The sequence below is a fragment of the Pontibacter brevis genome, assembly GCF_054779655.1.
In genome coordinates this window covers 32145-48271 of sequence record NZ_BAAGXV010000028.1, presented here as the reverse complement: position 1 = coordinate 48271, position 16127 = coordinate 32145, and the positions used below count along the sequence as shown (strand labels likewise).

At 49.1% G+C, this 16127-nt stretch carries 17 protein-coding genes; 5 read left to right on the top strand and 12 right to left on the bottom strand.

The features are described from left to right. Positions 1 to 119: 119 nt before the first annotated feature. From ACYVB1_RS08655 to ACYVB1_RS08630, 6 genes are all read right to left on the bottom strand, one after another. Positions 120 to 743 carry a hypothetical protein gene (locus tag ACYVB1_RS08655; protein WP_460922874.1) on the bottom strand — a complete coding sequence of 208 codons (624 nt, stop codon included), beginning with the start codon at positions 741 to 743 and terminating at the stop codon, positions 120 to 122. A 51-nt stretch (positions 744 to 794) separates the two neighbouring features. Next, a complete protein-coding gene (locus ACYVB1_RS08650) occupies positions 795 to 2552 on the bottom strand; it encodes an SLC13 family permease (protein WP_460922872.1) in 1758 nt (585 codons plus the stop codon). 208 nt (positions 2553 to 2760) lie between these two features. After that, a complete protein-coding gene (locus tag ACYVB1_RS08645; protein ID WP_460922924.1) occupies positions 2761 to 3951 on the bottom strand; it encodes an aspartate aminotransferase family protein in 1191 nt (396 codons plus the stop codon). 92 nt (positions 3952 to 4043) lie between these two features. Continuing rightward, complete coding sequence (locus ACYVB1_RS08640) at positions 4044 to 5078, bottom strand: tetratricopeptide repeat protein (protein ID WP_460922870.1); 1035 nt, start codon at positions 5076 to 5078, stop codon at positions 4044 to 4046. Positions 5079 to 5363: 285 nt separating this feature from the next. Further along, positions 5364 to 5744 carry an SDR family oxidoreductase gene (locus ACYVB1_RS08635; protein WP_460922868.1) on the bottom strand — a complete coding sequence of 127 codons (381 nt, stop codon included), beginning with the start codon at positions 5742 to 5744 and terminating at the stop codon, positions 5364 to 5366. A 131-nt stretch (positions 5745 to 5875) separates the two neighbouring features. Further along, positions 5876 to 6604 (bottom strand): Dph6-related ATP pyrophosphatase, encoded by a 729-nt coding sequence (locus ACYVB1_RS08630; protein ID WP_460922866.1) that lies wholly within the window; start codon positions 6602 to 6604, stop codon positions 5876 to 5878. Positions 6605 to 6951: 347 nt separating this feature from the next. On the opposite strand from ACYVB1_RS08630, the gene ACYVB1_RS08625 reads away from it, so the two are divergent. Then, positions 6952 to 7140, top strand: coding sequence for a hypothetical protein (locus ACYVB1_RS08625; RefSeq protein WP_460922864.1), 189 nt, complete (start codon positions 6952 to 6954; stop codon positions 7138 to 7140). 61 nt (positions 7141 to 7201) lie between these two features. On the opposite strand, the gene ACYVB1_RS08620 is transcribed toward ACYVB1_RS08625, so the two are convergent. Continuing rightward, positions 7202 to 8272 carry an MBL fold metallo-hydrolase gene (locus ACYVB1_RS08620; protein WP_460922862.1) on the bottom strand — a complete coding sequence of 357 codons (1071 nt, stop codon included), beginning with the start codon at positions 8270 to 8272 and terminating at the stop codon, positions 7202 to 7204. Between the two features lie 292 nt (positions 8273 to 8564). On the opposite strand from ACYVB1_RS08620, the gene ACYVB1_RS08615 reads away from it, so the two are divergent. The 4 genes from ACYVB1_RS08615 (at position 8565) to ACYVB1_RS08600 (ending at position 12022) form a co-directional block, all read left to right on the top strand. Then, on the top strand, positions 8565 to 8795 hold the full coding sequence (locus ACYVB1_RS08615; RefSeq protein WP_460922860.1) for a hypothetical protein: 231 nt from the start codon (positions 8565 to 8567) through the stop codon (positions 8793 to 8795). Between the two features lie 89 nt (positions 8796 to 8884). Beyond that, a complete protein-coding gene (locus ACYVB1_RS08610) occupies positions 8885 to 9145 on the top strand; it encodes a hypothetical protein (RefSeq protein ID WP_460922858.1) in 261 nt (86 codons plus the stop codon). A 215-nt stretch (positions 9146 to 9360) separates the two neighbouring features. Beyond that, positions 9361 to 10080, top strand: coding sequence for a dipeptidase PepE (gene pepE / locus ACYVB1_RS08605; RefSeq protein ID WP_460922856.1), 720 nt, complete (start codon positions 9361 to 9363; stop codon positions 10078 to 10080). Between the two features lie 133 nt (positions 10081 to 10213). After that, positions 10214 to 12022 carry a DUF885 domain-containing protein gene (locus ACYVB1_RS08600; protein WP_460922854.1) on the top strand — a complete coding sequence of 603 codons (1809 nt, stop codon included), beginning with the start codon at positions 10214 to 10216 and terminating at the stop codon, positions 12020 to 12022. 71 nt (positions 12023 to 12093) lie between these two features. On the opposite strand, the gene ACYVB1_RS08595 is transcribed toward ACYVB1_RS08600, so the two are convergent. From ACYVB1_RS08595 to ACYVB1_RS08575, 5 genes are all read right to left on the bottom strand, one after another. Further along, positions 12094 to 12444: a hypothetical protein gene (locus ACYVB1_RS08595; RefSeq protein WP_460922851.1), complete on the bottom strand. Its 351-nt coding sequence runs from the start codon at positions 12442 to 12444 to the stop codon at positions 12094 to 12096. A gap of 106 nt (positions 12445 to 12550) precedes the next feature. Continuing rightward, complete coding sequence (locus ACYVB1_RS08590) at positions 12551 to 12982, bottom strand: hypothetical protein (protein ID WP_460922848.1); 432 nt, start codon at positions 12980 to 12982, stop codon at positions 12551 to 12553. 44 nt (positions 12983 to 13026) lie between these two features. Further along, complete coding sequence (locus ACYVB1_RS08585) at positions 13027 to 13566, bottom strand: RNA polymerase sigma factor (RefSeq protein WP_460922845.1); 540 nt, start codon at positions 13564 to 13566, stop codon at positions 13027 to 13029. A 133-nt stretch (positions 13567 to 13699) separates the two neighbouring features. Next, positions 13700 to 14659 carry a transketolase family protein gene (locus ACYVB1_RS08580; protein WP_460922842.1) on the bottom strand — a complete coding sequence of 320 codons (960 nt, stop codon included), beginning with the start codon at positions 14657 to 14659 and terminating at the stop codon, positions 13700 to 13702. Beyond that, a complete protein-coding gene (locus ACYVB1_RS08575; RefSeq protein ID WP_460922839.1) occupies positions 14660 to 16054 on the bottom strand; it encodes a vWA domain-containing protein in 1395 nt (464 codons plus the stop codon). Between the last annotated feature and the right edge of the window lie 73 nt (positions 16055 to 16127).

Genomic DNA, 16127 nt, shown 5'->3' with positions numbered 1-16127 from the left:
GCACTGCTGAACAGGTACTTCCGGCATAAAACAGCAAGGCCAGGCTCCTTGGAGCCTGGCCTTGCTGTTTTATGTAGTGTAGCTCCAGAACATCCTGGCCTTGCTGAAGCTACAGGGTCTTACTCGATAATGTATTCCTCAAACTCACCGTTCTGGAAGAGATAAACGATCTTGTCACCCTCCAAGCCCACCGCTACCGCTTCGTGAGGAGCCTCTATGTCTTCGTTTGTAACATCGTTATGCAGTTCTTCGCCTTCGTCTATATGGTACAGGTAATAAAGGCTTTTAAGTTTTCCACGTTCGTTGAAAAGGATATCCCGCTTCAGTTCGTAAAGTTTATAGTTTTCTTCATCCACCTGCAGGGCCGCCACAATTACAATATCACTACCTTGCTTCAGCTGCAGAGCTAAATCCTGGAAATTGTCGCCGTTAAAATCGCCACGCACAATCATTGGACCCTGGGTATTATCCCCGGCTCGTGCCCTGGCTTCTTCCGCCAGGGTTGGTTGCTCCCAGCCTTCATACCGTTCACTCAGCAGCTGCATGACAGGCTGAGGCATAGGCATAGTAGGGCTCGTATCGTTTTCATCTGTTTTAACAGCGTCTTTTTTTGTGTTGGTTATAGAGTCCAGCGCCTCCGGAACAGGGGCTACCTCCACATACTCATCCTTCACTTCCTCATTTTCAGGTGTACAGGCAAATGCAGTGAGTGTTAAAGCCAATAAGTACAGCGTCTTTTTCATAAATTGAGTTCATCACATATAAATATGCTTACTGCTCCAGGCACCGTGCTGTTACATTGGCCAGAAAACGGGGATAAGCAAAAGGATGACAACCACCAGCAGCAGCGTGAGCGGAGACCCAATCCGGATGAAGTCCCAGAACCTGTATTTACCGGGGCTGTAGACTAAGATACAGGCGGGCTCAAAGGGCGTAACCAACGATACAGAGGCAGCCAGCATAATGGCAATGGCAAAAGCCCGTGGGTCTGACTGCATCTCTGTGGCTGCCCGCAGTGCGACAGGCACCACGACAAGGGCGGCGGCGGCATTAGACATAGGTTGGGTTAGCAGCACGGTCAGGATAACGAATCCAGCCAGCACAGCCATTTTGCCGAGCGGCCCCAGTATATGGACAATGCCTTCTGCCAGGAAGTCGGCCGCACCGGAGTTTTCCATGGCAGTACCAAAGGCCGTCATACCACCAATCAGAATCAGCAGCCGGAAATCGATGGCAGCATAGGCTTTGTCTGTGCTGATGCAGCGAAAGAGGATACTGCAGATCGCGGCCAGCAGAAAGGCAATGGAGAGCGGGAGGATTTTGAGCGTACCCAGCAGGATAGCAACCACAAAGCAGGAAATGGCAATAATACCTTTCCGTTTCCGGAACAACACAGGGTCAAACTCCCCCAGCAGGGCTACATTGTTTGAAGTGCGTAACTGCTTTAGTCTTTCGGAGGAGCCCTGAACCAGCAGCAGGTCGCCTAGCTGCAGCTCAATACTACCTATTTTGCTGCGCAAAGACTCTCCGTGCCGCGAGATAGCAATTACCACCAAGCCATAGCGCTGCAGAAAGTTAGCCTCTTTAACAGTTTTCCCGATAAGGTTAGACTGCCGCACCACCAGCAACTCCGCCAGCCGGATGGCATCTGTCTGAAGGTCATCTGCCAGAATTACATCCGCCATAATCTGAATGCCTTTTGTTTCCTTCACCTTTATCAGGTTATCAAGGTCTCCCTCCACGAGTAGCACATCGTGCTCCTGTATGCGCGTGCGGAAGTCAGGCAGAAAGTTGTCTTCTTTGCGGATGATGTTCAGAATCCGGAAGTTCAGAGAGGTGAGGTCGGAGGCGAACACCAACTGGCCAATCAAGGGAGAATCAGGCAGCACTACTATCTCTGACAGGTACTTCTGAAGTTTGTATTCTTCGGTCAGCTCCAGTTCACCACGATCAGGCAGCATGCGTTGCCCGATGGTCATCATATAGACCATGCCCACCAGGAAAATGGCAAAGCCAATGCCTGAAATCTCAAACAGCCCGATGGGCGGAAGACCGGTTTTAGCGATGTAGCCGCTTACGGCCACATTAGTGGAGGTGCCGATGAGGGTACAGGTGCCGCCAAGTATAGCCGCAAAAGCAAGAGGCATCAGCAGCTTGGATGCACTTATGTTAATGCGCCGCGAGAGGCCTACAAGAGGTGTTACAAACATGGCTGTAACGGTGGTGTTGTTCATGAAGGCAGATACAATACCCGTCACTACCATTACAATGAGCAACATCTGGTTTGTGCTCTTGTGTGCAAGGCGTACTAATCTTATTACTGCAAAGTCAAGGATGCCGGTCTCCTGCAAGGCGGCGCTGAGGATAAAGATGGAAGCGATAATAATGATAAAGTCGCTGCTGAAGCCAGCAAAAGCCTCTTCGGGCGTAACGATGCGGGCACTCGCCAAAATAATGAGCATGATGAGTGTCACGAGCTCAATGGAGAGTTTCTCAGTAGCAAATAGCACTACTGCAATCACCAGCAGTGTTAGCACAAGGGCAATTTCCATAAAATCCTGATTGAGCAGACCTTTGGCTTAAGGTGTAGCTTCGGCTTTTACGTGCAAGTGCCCCCGGGGGTGGTATTTTAACCTGAAAATTTGACGACTGGCAGTTATAGAACTGTCAGCGGACTGTATGGCAGGAAAAAGCGATAGTTTGAAGAGCTTATAACCCGGTCAACAATGGTGCTTAAACTGGTCGAGTTTGTTCAATTCATTAGTTCCCCACTGCTTCATCGATAGAGCGCAGAATAATTTCGCATGCTTCCCGTATCTGCGCTTCAGTGATAACGAGAGGAGGCGCTATGCGCATGGAGTTGTCGCAGAAGAGGAACCAGTCTGTAAGCACACCATTCAGGATAGCCCGGTCGATAACTGCCTTCAGTACCTCAAATGACTCGAACTCTGCCGCCATCAGCAAGCCACAGTTACGGATTTCCCTGATGCGGGGGTGCACCAGCAATTGCCTGAACAGCGCAGCTTTCTGCTGTACGTCTGCTGTCAGCTTTTCTTCCTGTATTACCTGAAGGGTAGCCAGTGATGCTGCGCAGCTAACCGGGTGCCCGCCAAAAGTAGTGCAGTGGCCCAGGATGGGGTCGGTTTTAAAAGCGGCCATAATTTCCTGTGGAGCTATGAATGCGCCTATTGGCATGCCGCCCCCCATGCCCTTGGCACATACAAGTATGTCTGGCTCAATGCCGAACTGCTCAAAACCCCAGAAGGAGCCGGTGCGGCCAAAGCCACACTGTATTTCGTCGAGAATCAGTAAGGTGCGGGTTTGGTTGCAGCGCTCGCGCAGGTGCTGCAGGTAATTGTTTTCCGGCACGCGCACACCGGCTTCGCCCTGTACTGTTTCGATAAGCACAGCGGCCGTGCGTTCTGTGATATGCTCCAGATCTTCTATGGCATTATAACGAATCTGGCGCACGTCCGGTAGCAGCGGCCTGAAGGCGTTCTTGAAGCTCTCGCTGCCGTTCATAGAGAGCGCCCCCTGCGTAGAACCATGGTAGGCGTTGTTGCAGGAAATCAGCTCGGTGCGGCCCGTGTAGCGCTTGGCTAGTTTAAGGGCACCCTCTACTGCCTCTGTTCCGGAATTCAGGAAATAGGTGTTGTTAAGCCGATCGGGCAGGGTGTTGCTGAGGGCGTGTGCCAGCTGTGCCTGTGGTGCCTGCACAAACTCGCCGTACACCATCAGGTGCATGTACTTATCCAGTTGGTCGTGTATGGCCTGCAGCACACGCGGGTGGCGGTGCCCCACATTGCTGACGCCGATACCAGAAATCAGGTCGAGAAATTGCTGGCCTTCCTGGCCATACATGTATACCCCCTCTGCCTTTTCTATCTCAATCATCAGCGGGAAGTCTGATGTCTGAGCTACGTGCTGTAGAAACAATTGCCTCTGTGAAATCATACTGCAAAGGTAACAATAAAGGCCGAAAGAGACAGTAACCTGTTTTGCTTCTGTCTTTTTCGGCCTTACCCGGTAAACCCGTTTTACGTTTACCTTTTGTAGTTCTGGTACCAGCCTGTCAGCTGTTCCACTTTCTCAGGGTTTTGCTGCAGCCAGTTTTCGGATGCTTTGCTCTTGCTTTGACTGATGTAGTGGCTGAATGCCTCTACGTTTTTGTCCAGTGCCATTTCATGGAAAAACTCCACGTAGTAGCTCCACCAGAAATCCTCCTTTTCCTTTCTTAGCTCCCCCAGGGTGTTGAAGAATGCCTCTGTGTTTTCGTAAAACAGTTGCTCAGGTGTTTTGTCATGCTGAGCATCTACTGTGTTGGAAGCCTGCAGCATCGAGAGCATCAGCTCTGCCGCTGCAAAAGTGTTGTCGTTCCGTTTATCTGCACTGACTGTAAGGCTAACTGAATTACCGGTACCCTTTGAAACACCTTCGCGCTGCATTTGCTGCAGAAGTTCGTAAGCGGCGGCGGTTCTCTCGGTGTTCGGCTCCAGCAGCAGGAAGTTGTAGAGCGGAAGGATGCTTTGTACCCGTTGTTTCTGCGCTTGCTTGGTATAACTTAATAGCAGGTGGCTGCTGCTGTGGTTTGGTCTTAACTGAAGGGCTTTGGTAAGCATTTGCTCTGCTTCATTATATTGCTTCTGGTTGTAGTGGGTCAGGCCTAAGTTATAGTAAGCCAGGTAATGGTTGGGAGCCAGCTTAATTGCCTTGTAATACTCTTTGATGGCTTTTTCCTGTTTACCCTCCACATCTAAAGCATTGCCTTTATTCACGTGGGCCTCTGCTCTCAGCTCCGGTTCTGCTATTCTCAGCTTTATAACAATATCACTGTAATGGATGGCCAGTGGCATGTCTTTCAGGGCAAAATAGGCAAGTGCCAGCTCGTAGTTAGCTTCGGGGCTTTTCGGGTCCAGCTTCAGTGCCTGCTTGTACTGTTCTATGGCTGCTTTGTACTTGCCTTCGTCATAAAGGCGAATACCTTTTTCAGTGAGATCTTCGACCTCGGTTGGGGCTTGTGCATGACTTGTGCCTGCTACAGCCAACAGGAGTAGGAGGGCACATAATAGCTTTTTCATAAAGGTAATCAGTTAAAATATAAGTGAACGAGGTTAGATAGGGATCAAATTGAGTTAAATATAGTAATTCTTATATTGTTTTACACGAGATATAATTAAATTATTTTAAAAAATAATTATGTTGGTTGAACTGGGTATGAATCTTTGTAGATAAGACTGCTAAAAGATTGTCTCTTCCTCGATATAAACAGAGGAATATGTATGTTATCAGGTTAGAAAGGCCTGCCGATCCTGTGCCTGAAGAAGGAAGAGCTAGTGAAGGAAGAGATGTCTGTTTGTGCTGTATTAGCGTACGATTGCACTCATGCCACCATCCACAACCATGGTGTGGCCGGTTACATAGCTGGCACTGTCAGAACAAAGCCAGGCAATGGCAGCGGCTGCCTCAGATGGGTTCGCAATGCGTTTGCCAAACCCGGCCCTGTTTATATTAAAAAGGCTGTAAATGGCTTCAGGATTGCTGTTGCCTGTTTGAATAAAATAAGGCTTTGAGGTAAAAGCGCCTAAAGAAGAAACAGCAGCTTCCCCATTGGCGGCATCTCTGCCCGTTAGGATAACTTTTGCATCTGCCTCTGCAAAAAGCGGTGCTGTCGCTAAGCCTATTCCGGAAGTGCCACCGGTTACCAACACCACTTTATCCCTGAAATCGTACCTTACCTGTTTCATTCTGTGCAGTTTGATTTATAACAGAATGCGTTTCCTTTACACAACAGGACAAGGATAAGGTACAATGGAGCAGGAGCGACTGAAGATCAAGAGGTGTACTAAGTCAAGAAGTAAAAGCGGACTGAGGTTATTTAAGCTGGCAACAGATCCCGGAACCAGAAGGCGTTGTCAAACACTGGCTTATCTTCTTTTTTAAAACAGCTGTCGTCAGGGTCTGCAGCAGGGGAGTATGTTTTGCGAACGTTCTCACCCAGCCTGTAGGGTATTGGAGCTTCGAAAATAGGGCCATCGAAAACGAATGTGTGAAACTCACCGTTCTCACCGGCAGGGTCAACATTGTCAGGTAAATCCTGCAGAAACCTTTCATCCAGTATTCTTCCTGCAAAGGAAGAATCAAGTAAGCGCTCGTTTACGCAAACCACCACCGCTTTAAAACCCAGAGCCAGAAACTCCTGCACCAATTCGTCTGTTGGCCTGTTCCATAGCGGGAATACAGCCTGCAGGTTTACCTTTTCCAGTTGCTTTTCTCTATAGGACCGCAAATCTTCTAAGTTGATGTCTCCGAAGATGGCATGGGTAATGCCTAGCAGCTGTTGATCATGCATGCTGCGCTCCATTATCTCGTTGTAGGTACTCATGCTGGCGTGCTCTGGCAGGAAAACCTGCTGCAGGGGCAAGCCGATGCTTTGCGCCTGCAGTTGCAACAGTTCCTGCCGCACACCATGCATGCTCACCCTTTGTGTAGGGCCACTTAAGGTGGTGAGCAACTTTTCAACTTTGTACGTCCTGTTCTGCAGTACGTAGTGCAGGCACAACGACGAATCTTTTCCGCCACTCCAATTAAATATGCTTGGTTTCAAAATAATATAATATTTGCTTCTTGTTAGTGTACGCTACTGCGGCGAAGGTAACAAATATTTTAACGGGAGGATGGTCGTAAGCTCTTCCGGAGCTAAATGTACCGACGCCTGTTACCGGACAATGGCTATAGATAGAGTAGGAGCTTAAAAGGAGCGGGTTTAAGTTATATGAAGTAAGGTGTTAAGCGGATGGATGCGCGTCCTTTGATGGATAATGGCAATAGGTGCATCTTATTTCCTTTAAACGAATTTAGCCTGTTTTATCTTATCTCATGCTGTTGCCGTAAAATAACTGGGAACCTGATGTTCCGGAATTAGAATGTATCACCAAATAAAAGGAGGACAAGATGTCACAGGGAGATAAATCCGCTTACACAGACAAGCAAAAGCGTAAAGCGCAACATATAGAAGATAGCTACGAGGAGAGAGGCGTATCTCATGAAGAAGCCGAAAAGAGAGCCTGGGCCACCGTGAACAAGCAAGACGGTGGCGGTAAAAAGAGCGGCTCGGGAAGAGCGAATCATAAGGACAAGTAATACGCACCAGAAGCTATAACAACAGAACGGCCAGAAGCACATACTTCTGGCCGTTCTGTTATCATGGATAATTATTGGTGTGAACCGTCGGATCATCAAAATCCGGGTCTACGGTGGGAGGTAAGCCTGATGCAACACGGTTGTGTGGCAGGGGCTTGTCCGGGTTAATCTTATGACCTGACTTGTTGCGCCGGTTAAGGGCAGAAAAGGCAAATCCTGCCAATGTCAGTGCGCCTGCTATAGCCAGCATTTTTGGCATGGAAGTGCCTACCGGTGGTGGCACTGATATCACGCCTCGCTCATCGGCTACTGCAGGCTCATGGACATAACGCCCCTTTGTTGGTACCGCTATTACCCAGAAGTTCTTCACCAGGTTGTCTAGTCCATTACGTAATTCCTCGCCTCTCATAGGCATACCATGTCCGGATGCCGCAATTTCAGGTTGAAGGTCCGCCAGTGCATCCACAGAACGATGGGCTGCGGCCCAGTCAGGCGTGAAATAAGCCGGAGGCCCATGCACTTCCCGCTTCTCTGTCATTACAGCGATGGCTGATTCTGCATGGCGGGTTGTAAAAGCATCCCCCACTACTAACACCCTGTCCTCTTCCCGGAACAAGGACACATGACCCGGTGTATGACCCGGTGTATGAATCCACTTCCAGCCGGTTAAGCCGGGCACGGAGTTATCTGTCGGCAGCAACTCTACATGGTTTCTGATGTTGATGGGCTTTTTAGGATAGGCAAATGCCATATACGCCATTCCGCCTCCGCCCACGCTGGAGTCTGGTGGCGGATAGCTGGACTGCCCTGTCAGGTAAGGTAGCTCCAGCGGGTGGGCATACACCGGCACATCCCATTGCTCCGCCAAGTCCTTCACACCTCCAATGTGGTCAAAATGACCGTGCGTGAGCAGGATGGCCTTCGGGCGGGCATTCTCGCCAAACAATTCTTCTGCAGCTCTTCTTATTTTATCGGTAGTACCTGGCACTCCGGCGTCTACCAACACCCAGGAGCCATCCGGCTCCGCGATAAAGAATAAATTAACGAAAATAGTTTTGAGGCCCCACACCTGGGGCGCTACGGAAAAGGTCTGCCTGTTTCCTGAAAAAGTTCTGCTCTTAGATGCCTCCATACGCGATGTTGCTGTTTTTAAGATCGAGATTAGCTTTGGCTTTAAGGTACGAGGTATAGTTGAAATAAGCTGTCACAATTAGAATTTTCCTGCCATGCAGCATGCTTTTTCAAATTAAAAAGTAGCATAACTGCCAATTTTTGTTTTAATTTAAATAAGGCATGCCTTTTGTCAGTAATACATATAATGGCCTGACAAATTTTACCTGCCCTGGTTTTCTGTTTATCAGGAATTTTTTATCTTACTAGAAAGTTATTCTATTATGGTTAATTTATTTGTACCCCCAAGCTATATGGCCGTCTATGCAAAATGCATAGATGCATCCATGCCTGCCTTTGAGCCGGAAGAGTGGATTGAGGAAGGAAAGGTGTATCCTGTGAAGCATTTCACGGAGCCTCTGAATCAAGGCGAAGGGTTTGCTGTTACAATCATGGATGAGGATGGCGTTGAGATTCACCCGTCGCCATCGCACTGGAGCTTTGCCTCCGGTCGCTTTGAGTTGTATACCCTTCACCTGAACTAGACCAAAATCAGAAATTTATCGTTTAACTTATAAGGCTGCCACGCGCAGCCTTTTTTAATATATTCTGTAGGAAAAGAGTTGGATTAGGAATGATAAGTGCAGAAGAATTTAACGGACTCCCGCCACACCTGCAGGCGGAACTTGCGCTGGAACAAGGCCACTACCTGCACCACCGCATACAGGGCTGGTGCAAAATTGACCTTTACTGGCTGTATGATTTTTATGTGGAGATTTGGTTTCTATATGACCTCAAGAGCATTGGTCTTGTTCGGGCACTTACCAGCTATACCCATCTTGAACCTTACCTGGAAACAATCAAGCTAAAGCTCTCCCTCATCCGGAAAGAATAGCATGAGTTGAAAGCTGGAGCAGAACAAGAACAAACCGCTCTTGCTGAAATTATACAGAAAATAGTTGGCAGTATTGCTCGATAGCAGCCAATTAGGGGAATTTCAACATGGTTGTATTGCCTGCCGTTGTGAAGATGCCTGAATGAATAAGGCTGTTATGTAAAATTCATGCCCTGATTCGCTCCTCCACTCATGCAAAATGAATACTTTTGAACATGAGCAGAAATCTACTTTTAATAAGCACCTCTACCACATTCGGTACCGGCTACCTGGAGCATGCCGAAGAGGAAGTGAAAGCCCTTTTAGAAGGCAAATCAAGTTTACTATTCATACCATACGCCCGTCCGGGCGGCATATCACATAAAGAATACACCGCCAAGGCACGTGAGGCTTTTGAGAAATGGGGTATCCGTGTAACTGGTGTGCACGAATACGAGGATGCCGCAAAGGCGGTGAGTGAGGCTGAGGCAGTTTTCATTGGTGGCGGCAATACATTTGTGCTGCTGCGAAACCTCTATGCAAATAAGCTGGTGAAGCCTTTGCAGGAGCGCGTACAGAAAGGAATGCCCTACATGGGTACAAGTGCTGGCACCAACGTGGCAGGTCAGTCTATCGGCACTACCAACGATATGCCGATTGTGCATGTCAAAACTTTTGATGCGCTGCAACTGGTGCCTTTCAATATCAATCCCCACTACCAGGACCCCGTAGAGGGCTCGCAGCATATGGGCGAGACCCGCGAAACGCGCATCGCTGAATTCCACTACCACAACCGCCAGCCTGTTGTTGGGTTGCGTGAAGGAAGCATGTTGCGTATTAACGGCGATAAAATTGCCTTGAAAGGACCGCTTTCTGCACGCATATTTTTGCAGGGCGAGAAGCCAATGGAGTTTGCGCCCGGTGATGACATCCAGTTCCTGCTGGAAGCGTATTAGTGTTTCGTGATGAATGCTGCATCTGGCCTCTGCCTCTAAATTAAAAGCAGAAGTATAGAGTAGGTAGCCTTTCATTCCTACGCATAAATTCAGTGAGATACTTTATCTTCAAGTTTGAACTCACAACTAACCTATGAATAAACACCAACTCACCTTATGTGCGGCATTGGCCCTGGCTACATTAGGCACTGCGGGATGTACCCGTACCACAGAGCAGGAGCAGAACACGGAAGCTGTTCAGGCCGACCAGAACCTGAGCCAATTGTTTGAAAACTACTTTGAAGCAAGGCTGAAGCTATTTCCCTTGGAGGCCACTGCCATTGCCGACAACCGCTATAACGACCAGCTTCCTAACGACCTGAGCCAGGAGCATGAAGCACAGGTGCGCCAGCTGTACCAAAGCTACCTTGACAGAATAAACCAGATAGACCGCAGTAAGCTAAGTGCACAGGAGCAGGTAAGCTATGACATCTTTAAGTATGAGATGCAAATCTCGCTCGAAGGGCTGGAACAACCTGCTGACCTGTTACCGGTGAATCAGTTCTGGGGACTTCCGATTACCATGGCGCAGCTTGGTTCCGGCTCCGGCAACCAGCCTTTTAATACACCGGAAGATTACGAGGATTTTCTGGGGCGTATCAGGGGCTTCACGGTTTGGGGAGACACGGCTATTGCCAACATGCGCAGGGGAATGCGGGCGGGAGTTGTGCTGCCACGAGCACTTACACAAAAGGTATTGCCGCAGCTGCAGGCCATGGTAGTAGACGACCCGACAAAGACTATCTTTTGGGCGCCGGTAGAGAAGCTGCCGGATACCTTTACCCCCGCACAGAAAAAAAGCATTCGCCAGGCTTATACCAGGGCTATTCAGGAAGAGGTGATTCCCACCTACAAAAGGCTGTATGATTTTATGGAGCAGGAGTACCTGTCCCAAAGCCGCAGCTCTACCGGTATCAGCGGCATAAAAGGAGGCGATGACTACTATAAGTACCTGGTACGGTACTGGACAACTACGGACATGACACCTGACCAGATTTTTGAGACAGGACAGCAGGAAGTGGCACGCATCCGCAGTGAAATGGAAAAAGTGAAAGAGCAGGTAGGATTCAAAGGTAGCCTGAACGAGTTTTTCCAGTACGTAAACGATAACCCTAAATTCACGCCATTTAAAACTCCGGAGGAAGTACTGGGGGCTTACCGCCAGATAGAGCAGCGCATGCAGCCGCAGCTGGACAGGCTATTCGGCATCACACCGGAGTCAAAGTTTGAGGTACGGCAGACAGAGGCTTTCAGGGCAGCATCGGCAAGTGCCGAGTATAATCCACCTGCACCGGACGGGTCCCGCCCAGGCATCTTTTATGTGCCTATTCTAGATGCAAGCACCTACAATGTAGTGGGGATGGAATCTTTGTTCCTGCACGAGGCTATTCCGGGGCATCATTATCAGATTTCGATACAGCAGGAGCAGGAGGGGCTTCCCCGATTTAGGCAGTATGCCTGGTACGGTGCCTTTGGCGAAGGCTGGGCGCTTTACTCTGAAAGCTTGGGCAAGGAGCTTGGTTTGTACACAGACCCTTACCAGTACTTTGGCCGCCTGAGCGATGAAATGCACCGGGCTATCCGCTTAGTGGTAGATGTGGGCATGCACGCCAAAGGGTGGACGCGCGAGCAGGCCATCCAGTACTCACTGGACAACGAACTGACAAGCCGCGAAGCAGCCGTAGCCGAGATAGAACGCTACATGGCTATACCGGGTCAGGCCCTGAGTTATAAGATTGGCGAACTGAAAATAAAGGAACTGCGCCAGCGGACAGAGCGGGAACTGGGTGACAAGTTCAGCATCAGCGCCTTTCATGATGAGATACTGAGAGGCGGGGTGATGCCGCTTGCTGTGCTGGAGAAGAAAATGGAGGAATGGATTGAAGCACAGAAAAGCAACTGAAAAAGCTATCCTGGTGCAGAAAAAGAAGGGGCGACTATTCAGTCGCCCCTTCTTTTTAATTAACAGCTAACTTATTGATTCTCCTTTTTATGATCCAGGCGCTTTAACAGCATCTTTGTAAATTCGCGCTCGCCCCGGTACAGTTTTATCAGTTGTTTGGTAGATATTACCCGCTGGTATTTTGCTGCATATTCTTTCTCCAGCTCCAGCTCCTTTTCTCGGGTGCTAAACATGTTGTCAATTCTGGCCTGTGCTTCCTGCTCGCTCAGGGCTTCCACATTATGCCGGTAGCCATGGCGGTAAGATTTCATGAGTTGGCGGCGCTTTGCCTCATACTCATTGTAAAGAGGCCAGAATTTCTGAGACTGCTCTGTCGTCAGCCCCATTTTATCGGTAAGGAAGGCAATTTTTGCCGCCTCCACGTTTTCTCTTCGTTCTGATCGGCTGTCTTGCGCATTCGCTGCGGTGCCGGAAAAAGTTAAAGCGCAGAATAGAAAAAATAATAATGTGTAACGCTTCATGGGGGAGTTAGTAGTCTATGTCGTGTAGTTTATAGTATTCCAGCTCTTCTTCAGCTGTTGTGGAGCTCACATTTAAAAATTCTACAGCAAGTTCCTGATCTGCTATAGAATGTTCCTCAAAGTCGATGGCGTCTACCTGTGCATAGGTGTCCAGGTAAACCATAATCTCTTCATCAGATAGAGAGGCAACATTTACAGTTGATTGTTGCTCTGGCTGCACATTCAAAAAGTAAACACCAAATAAAAGGAACAGCAGGATGAGCGGAGCCACCGCATACCGTGCCGCTTGCCAGAATGGAGCAAACCACCCAGCAGCAGTTACCTGCTCGCGGGCAGCGGTGCGTTCCATAACCTGCATCGGCAGGCGGTCGAAATAACCGTCCGGTACCTGGTGCACATTGCGCTTTGGGATGTCACTTATTTTCATATCCTTCTTCATGTTCCTCGTCTTCTTTTGGTTAGATTGATAACATGGGCTATGGTTTAATTTTGTTTCAGATATTCTTCAATCTTTTTAACGGCAATATGATACGAGGCTTTTAAGGCACCTACGGATGTTCCCAATATCTCGGACATCTCCTCGTATTTCATATCATCAAAATACTTCATGTTAAACACCAGGCGCTGTTTATCCGGCAGCGTGAGTATCGCTTTCTGCAGTTTTAACTGTACTTCGTCCCCGGCAATATCAGGGGAGGATTCAATTTTCTCCATCAGCTCTGCAGTGACATTGTTAATCGGCAGGAAGAACTTTCTTTTTTTACTGGACAGGAAGGAGAGGCACTCGTTGGTGGCAATGCGGTAAATCCAGGTGTAGAGTTGGGCGTCTTGCCGGAAGTTCTCCAGGTTCTTCCATATCTTCACAAACACTTCCTGGGTAAGATCGTCGGTATCGTCATGGTCGATCACCATCTTGCGGATATGCCAGTATACCTGCTGCTGGTACTTCCGGACAAGCTGGTTAAAAGCCATGTTGCGGCTCTCAGGTTGGGCGAATTTTTCTAAAAGCTCTTTGTCTTCCACTTTATAGTATCACGAAGCAGCAGGCAGGTGCAGGATGAGGTGAGAACAGGTGTGTTCAAACATACTCTAATATAAAGAGGCTGTACTACAACAGCACAGCCTCTTTATGAAAATTGTTTTTTAATGCTTTCGCTTACCCCTGCTTTCTGCTGATAGCACGCTGAGCAGCTTCTACGATGTCGTTCTCTGACAGACCGTATTTCTCCATCAGTTCTTCAGGAGTTCCGGACTCACCAAAGGTGTCGTTCACGGCTACGTACTCCATCGGAAGCGGTGTGTTTTTTACCAGTAGCTGGGCAATGCTGTCGCCGAGGCCACCGAGGCGGTTGTGCTCTTCGGCGCTCACCACGCATTTGGTTTTAGCCACTGATTTCAGGATAGCTTCTTCATCCAGCGGTTTGATGGTGTGAATGTTGATGATTTCGGCAGATATGCCTTTCTCAGCCAGGATATGACCAGCTAAAATCGCTTTCCACACCATGTGGCCTGTAGCGAAGATACTCACATCGGTTCCTTCGTTCACCATCCAGGCTTTGCCTATCTCAAACTTCTGGTTAGGGTCTGTGAACACAGGAATAACCGGGCGGCCGAAGCGCAGGTACACCGGTCCTTCATAATCAGCAATGGCAATAGTGGCTGCCTTTGTCTGGTTGTAGTCACAAGGGTTGATAACCGTCATGTGTGGCAGCATTTTCATCATGCCGATGTCCTCCAGAATCTGGTGCGTGGCACCGTCTTCGCCCAGGGTAAGGCCTGCATGGGAGGCGCAAATTTTCACGTTTTTGCCGGAGTAGGCAATAGACTGGCGGATCTGGTCGTAAACACGGCCTGTAGAGAAGTTGGCAAAGGTTCCGGTATACGGAATTTTTCCGCCAATAGTAAGACCGGCGGCAATGCCCATCATGTTCGCCTCGGCTATACCTATCTGGAAGAAACGCTCCGGGTTCTCCTTGATAAAATCACCCATTTTGAGCGAGCCTACCAGGTCGGCACAAAGCGCCACTACATTAGGGTTTGTGCGGCCAAGCTCGAGTAAACCAGCTCCAAAGCCAGAGCGGGTGTCTTTTTTCTCAGTGTACTTGTATTCTTTCATCTATCTGTTGAATATTTTTACGGTTGTAGTTGCGCCCGATCTGATGGTAAAATCTTTCACATCTGTAAATTTACTCGCCTGGGCGGTTTTCATGCGGTAAACCAATCTATAATTTCCCGGCTGTAAGGCCAGGGTTACTTTACTGTTTTCTTCCGGCAAATTGTAAAGCCAGCGCTGATTGCCATTTTCTTCCAGCAGGTAGATGCTGCCATAGCCTTGCACCTGTGAAGGTATAGCCAACTGTCCTGGCGGTGGTATGGTAACCGTATTTGTCTGTCCCTGCCTTAGTTCCACACCTTTCATGTAAATGCGGGGCAAGGTCAGAATTTCCAGATCATACGTCCCGGTCAGGTACTTGTGCTTCTCCCCGAATTGCTGCACGTGGAGCGTTTGCTCCGAACCGTGCGGCTTTACAATAGCAGGCAGCTGTCCGTAAGGAGAGGGCCCATCCTGTCGGAGGTGAAGTGTGCCCTGCGGCGACTTTACCTTGATAACGTTGTGCTTCCCCGGCCTGATGTTGATGTTGCGCTCCACAACAGCAGGTATTGTATTTACCACCAGGTCATAAGGGAGCAGTGCATCTATGTTCAGCATGTCTGCCTTGCCGCCGCCGCTGCTCTGGTAGTGTACAAAGTTGTATTCCGGCTGCCCGGTCAGGGAGTTGAGGAACGTCATATTCACGTTGCTCTCCACTGCCTGCCCCTGTTCATTCAGCAGTTCAACACTTACTGTTGTCTGGCTCAGTGCCTGCGTCACAATCTCTGTCAGCACATTTTCGAACGTCTGTACGTCGGCTGCATTAAAGTACTGGCCAATGCAGCTAAGCTGTTTCTCGTACTGAGGTTCTATGCCTATGCCTATCACAAAAGGTCGCAGAAAAATGCGCTTCTTCTGCAGGGCCAGCGACATGGCACATGGGTCACCGCCACAGGACTCCAGACCATCCGTAATCAGAATAAGGACGTTACGGGCTTTATCATCCGGAAAATCCCCAGCCGACTGCTGAAGGGAATAAGTTATCGGCGTGTTGCCTCGTGGTATTATCTCTTTCAGCGTTTTCTGGATAGCGTCCGTGCTGTTGGCAGAAAACGGAACCTCCAGCCTGGTGTCTTTGCAATCGTTGCGCTCACGGCCAAACTGGTGCCCGTATACCCGCAGGGCCAGCTCCAGATTATCGTAGCGCTCCAGGGAATCAACAAGCTGGGCGAGCAGGTTTTTGGCTACCGTCATCCGGTCGCTGTTTTCCCACTTAGCCAGCATACTTCCTGAAGCATCCAGCAAAAACAGTATCCGCGTTTTTGGCTGCTCCTGCTTCTCCTGGCCTAACACCTCTGTGCTTACTGAAAACATCAGCAGAAATGTAAGTGCTGCGAATATTTTACGCCAAGGAGCCATGAAAGCGGGTGCTAAAGCTTAAACGGTATTGAAAAAGACAGCGCACTCAGCAAGACCTGAACAGCTGCGTATA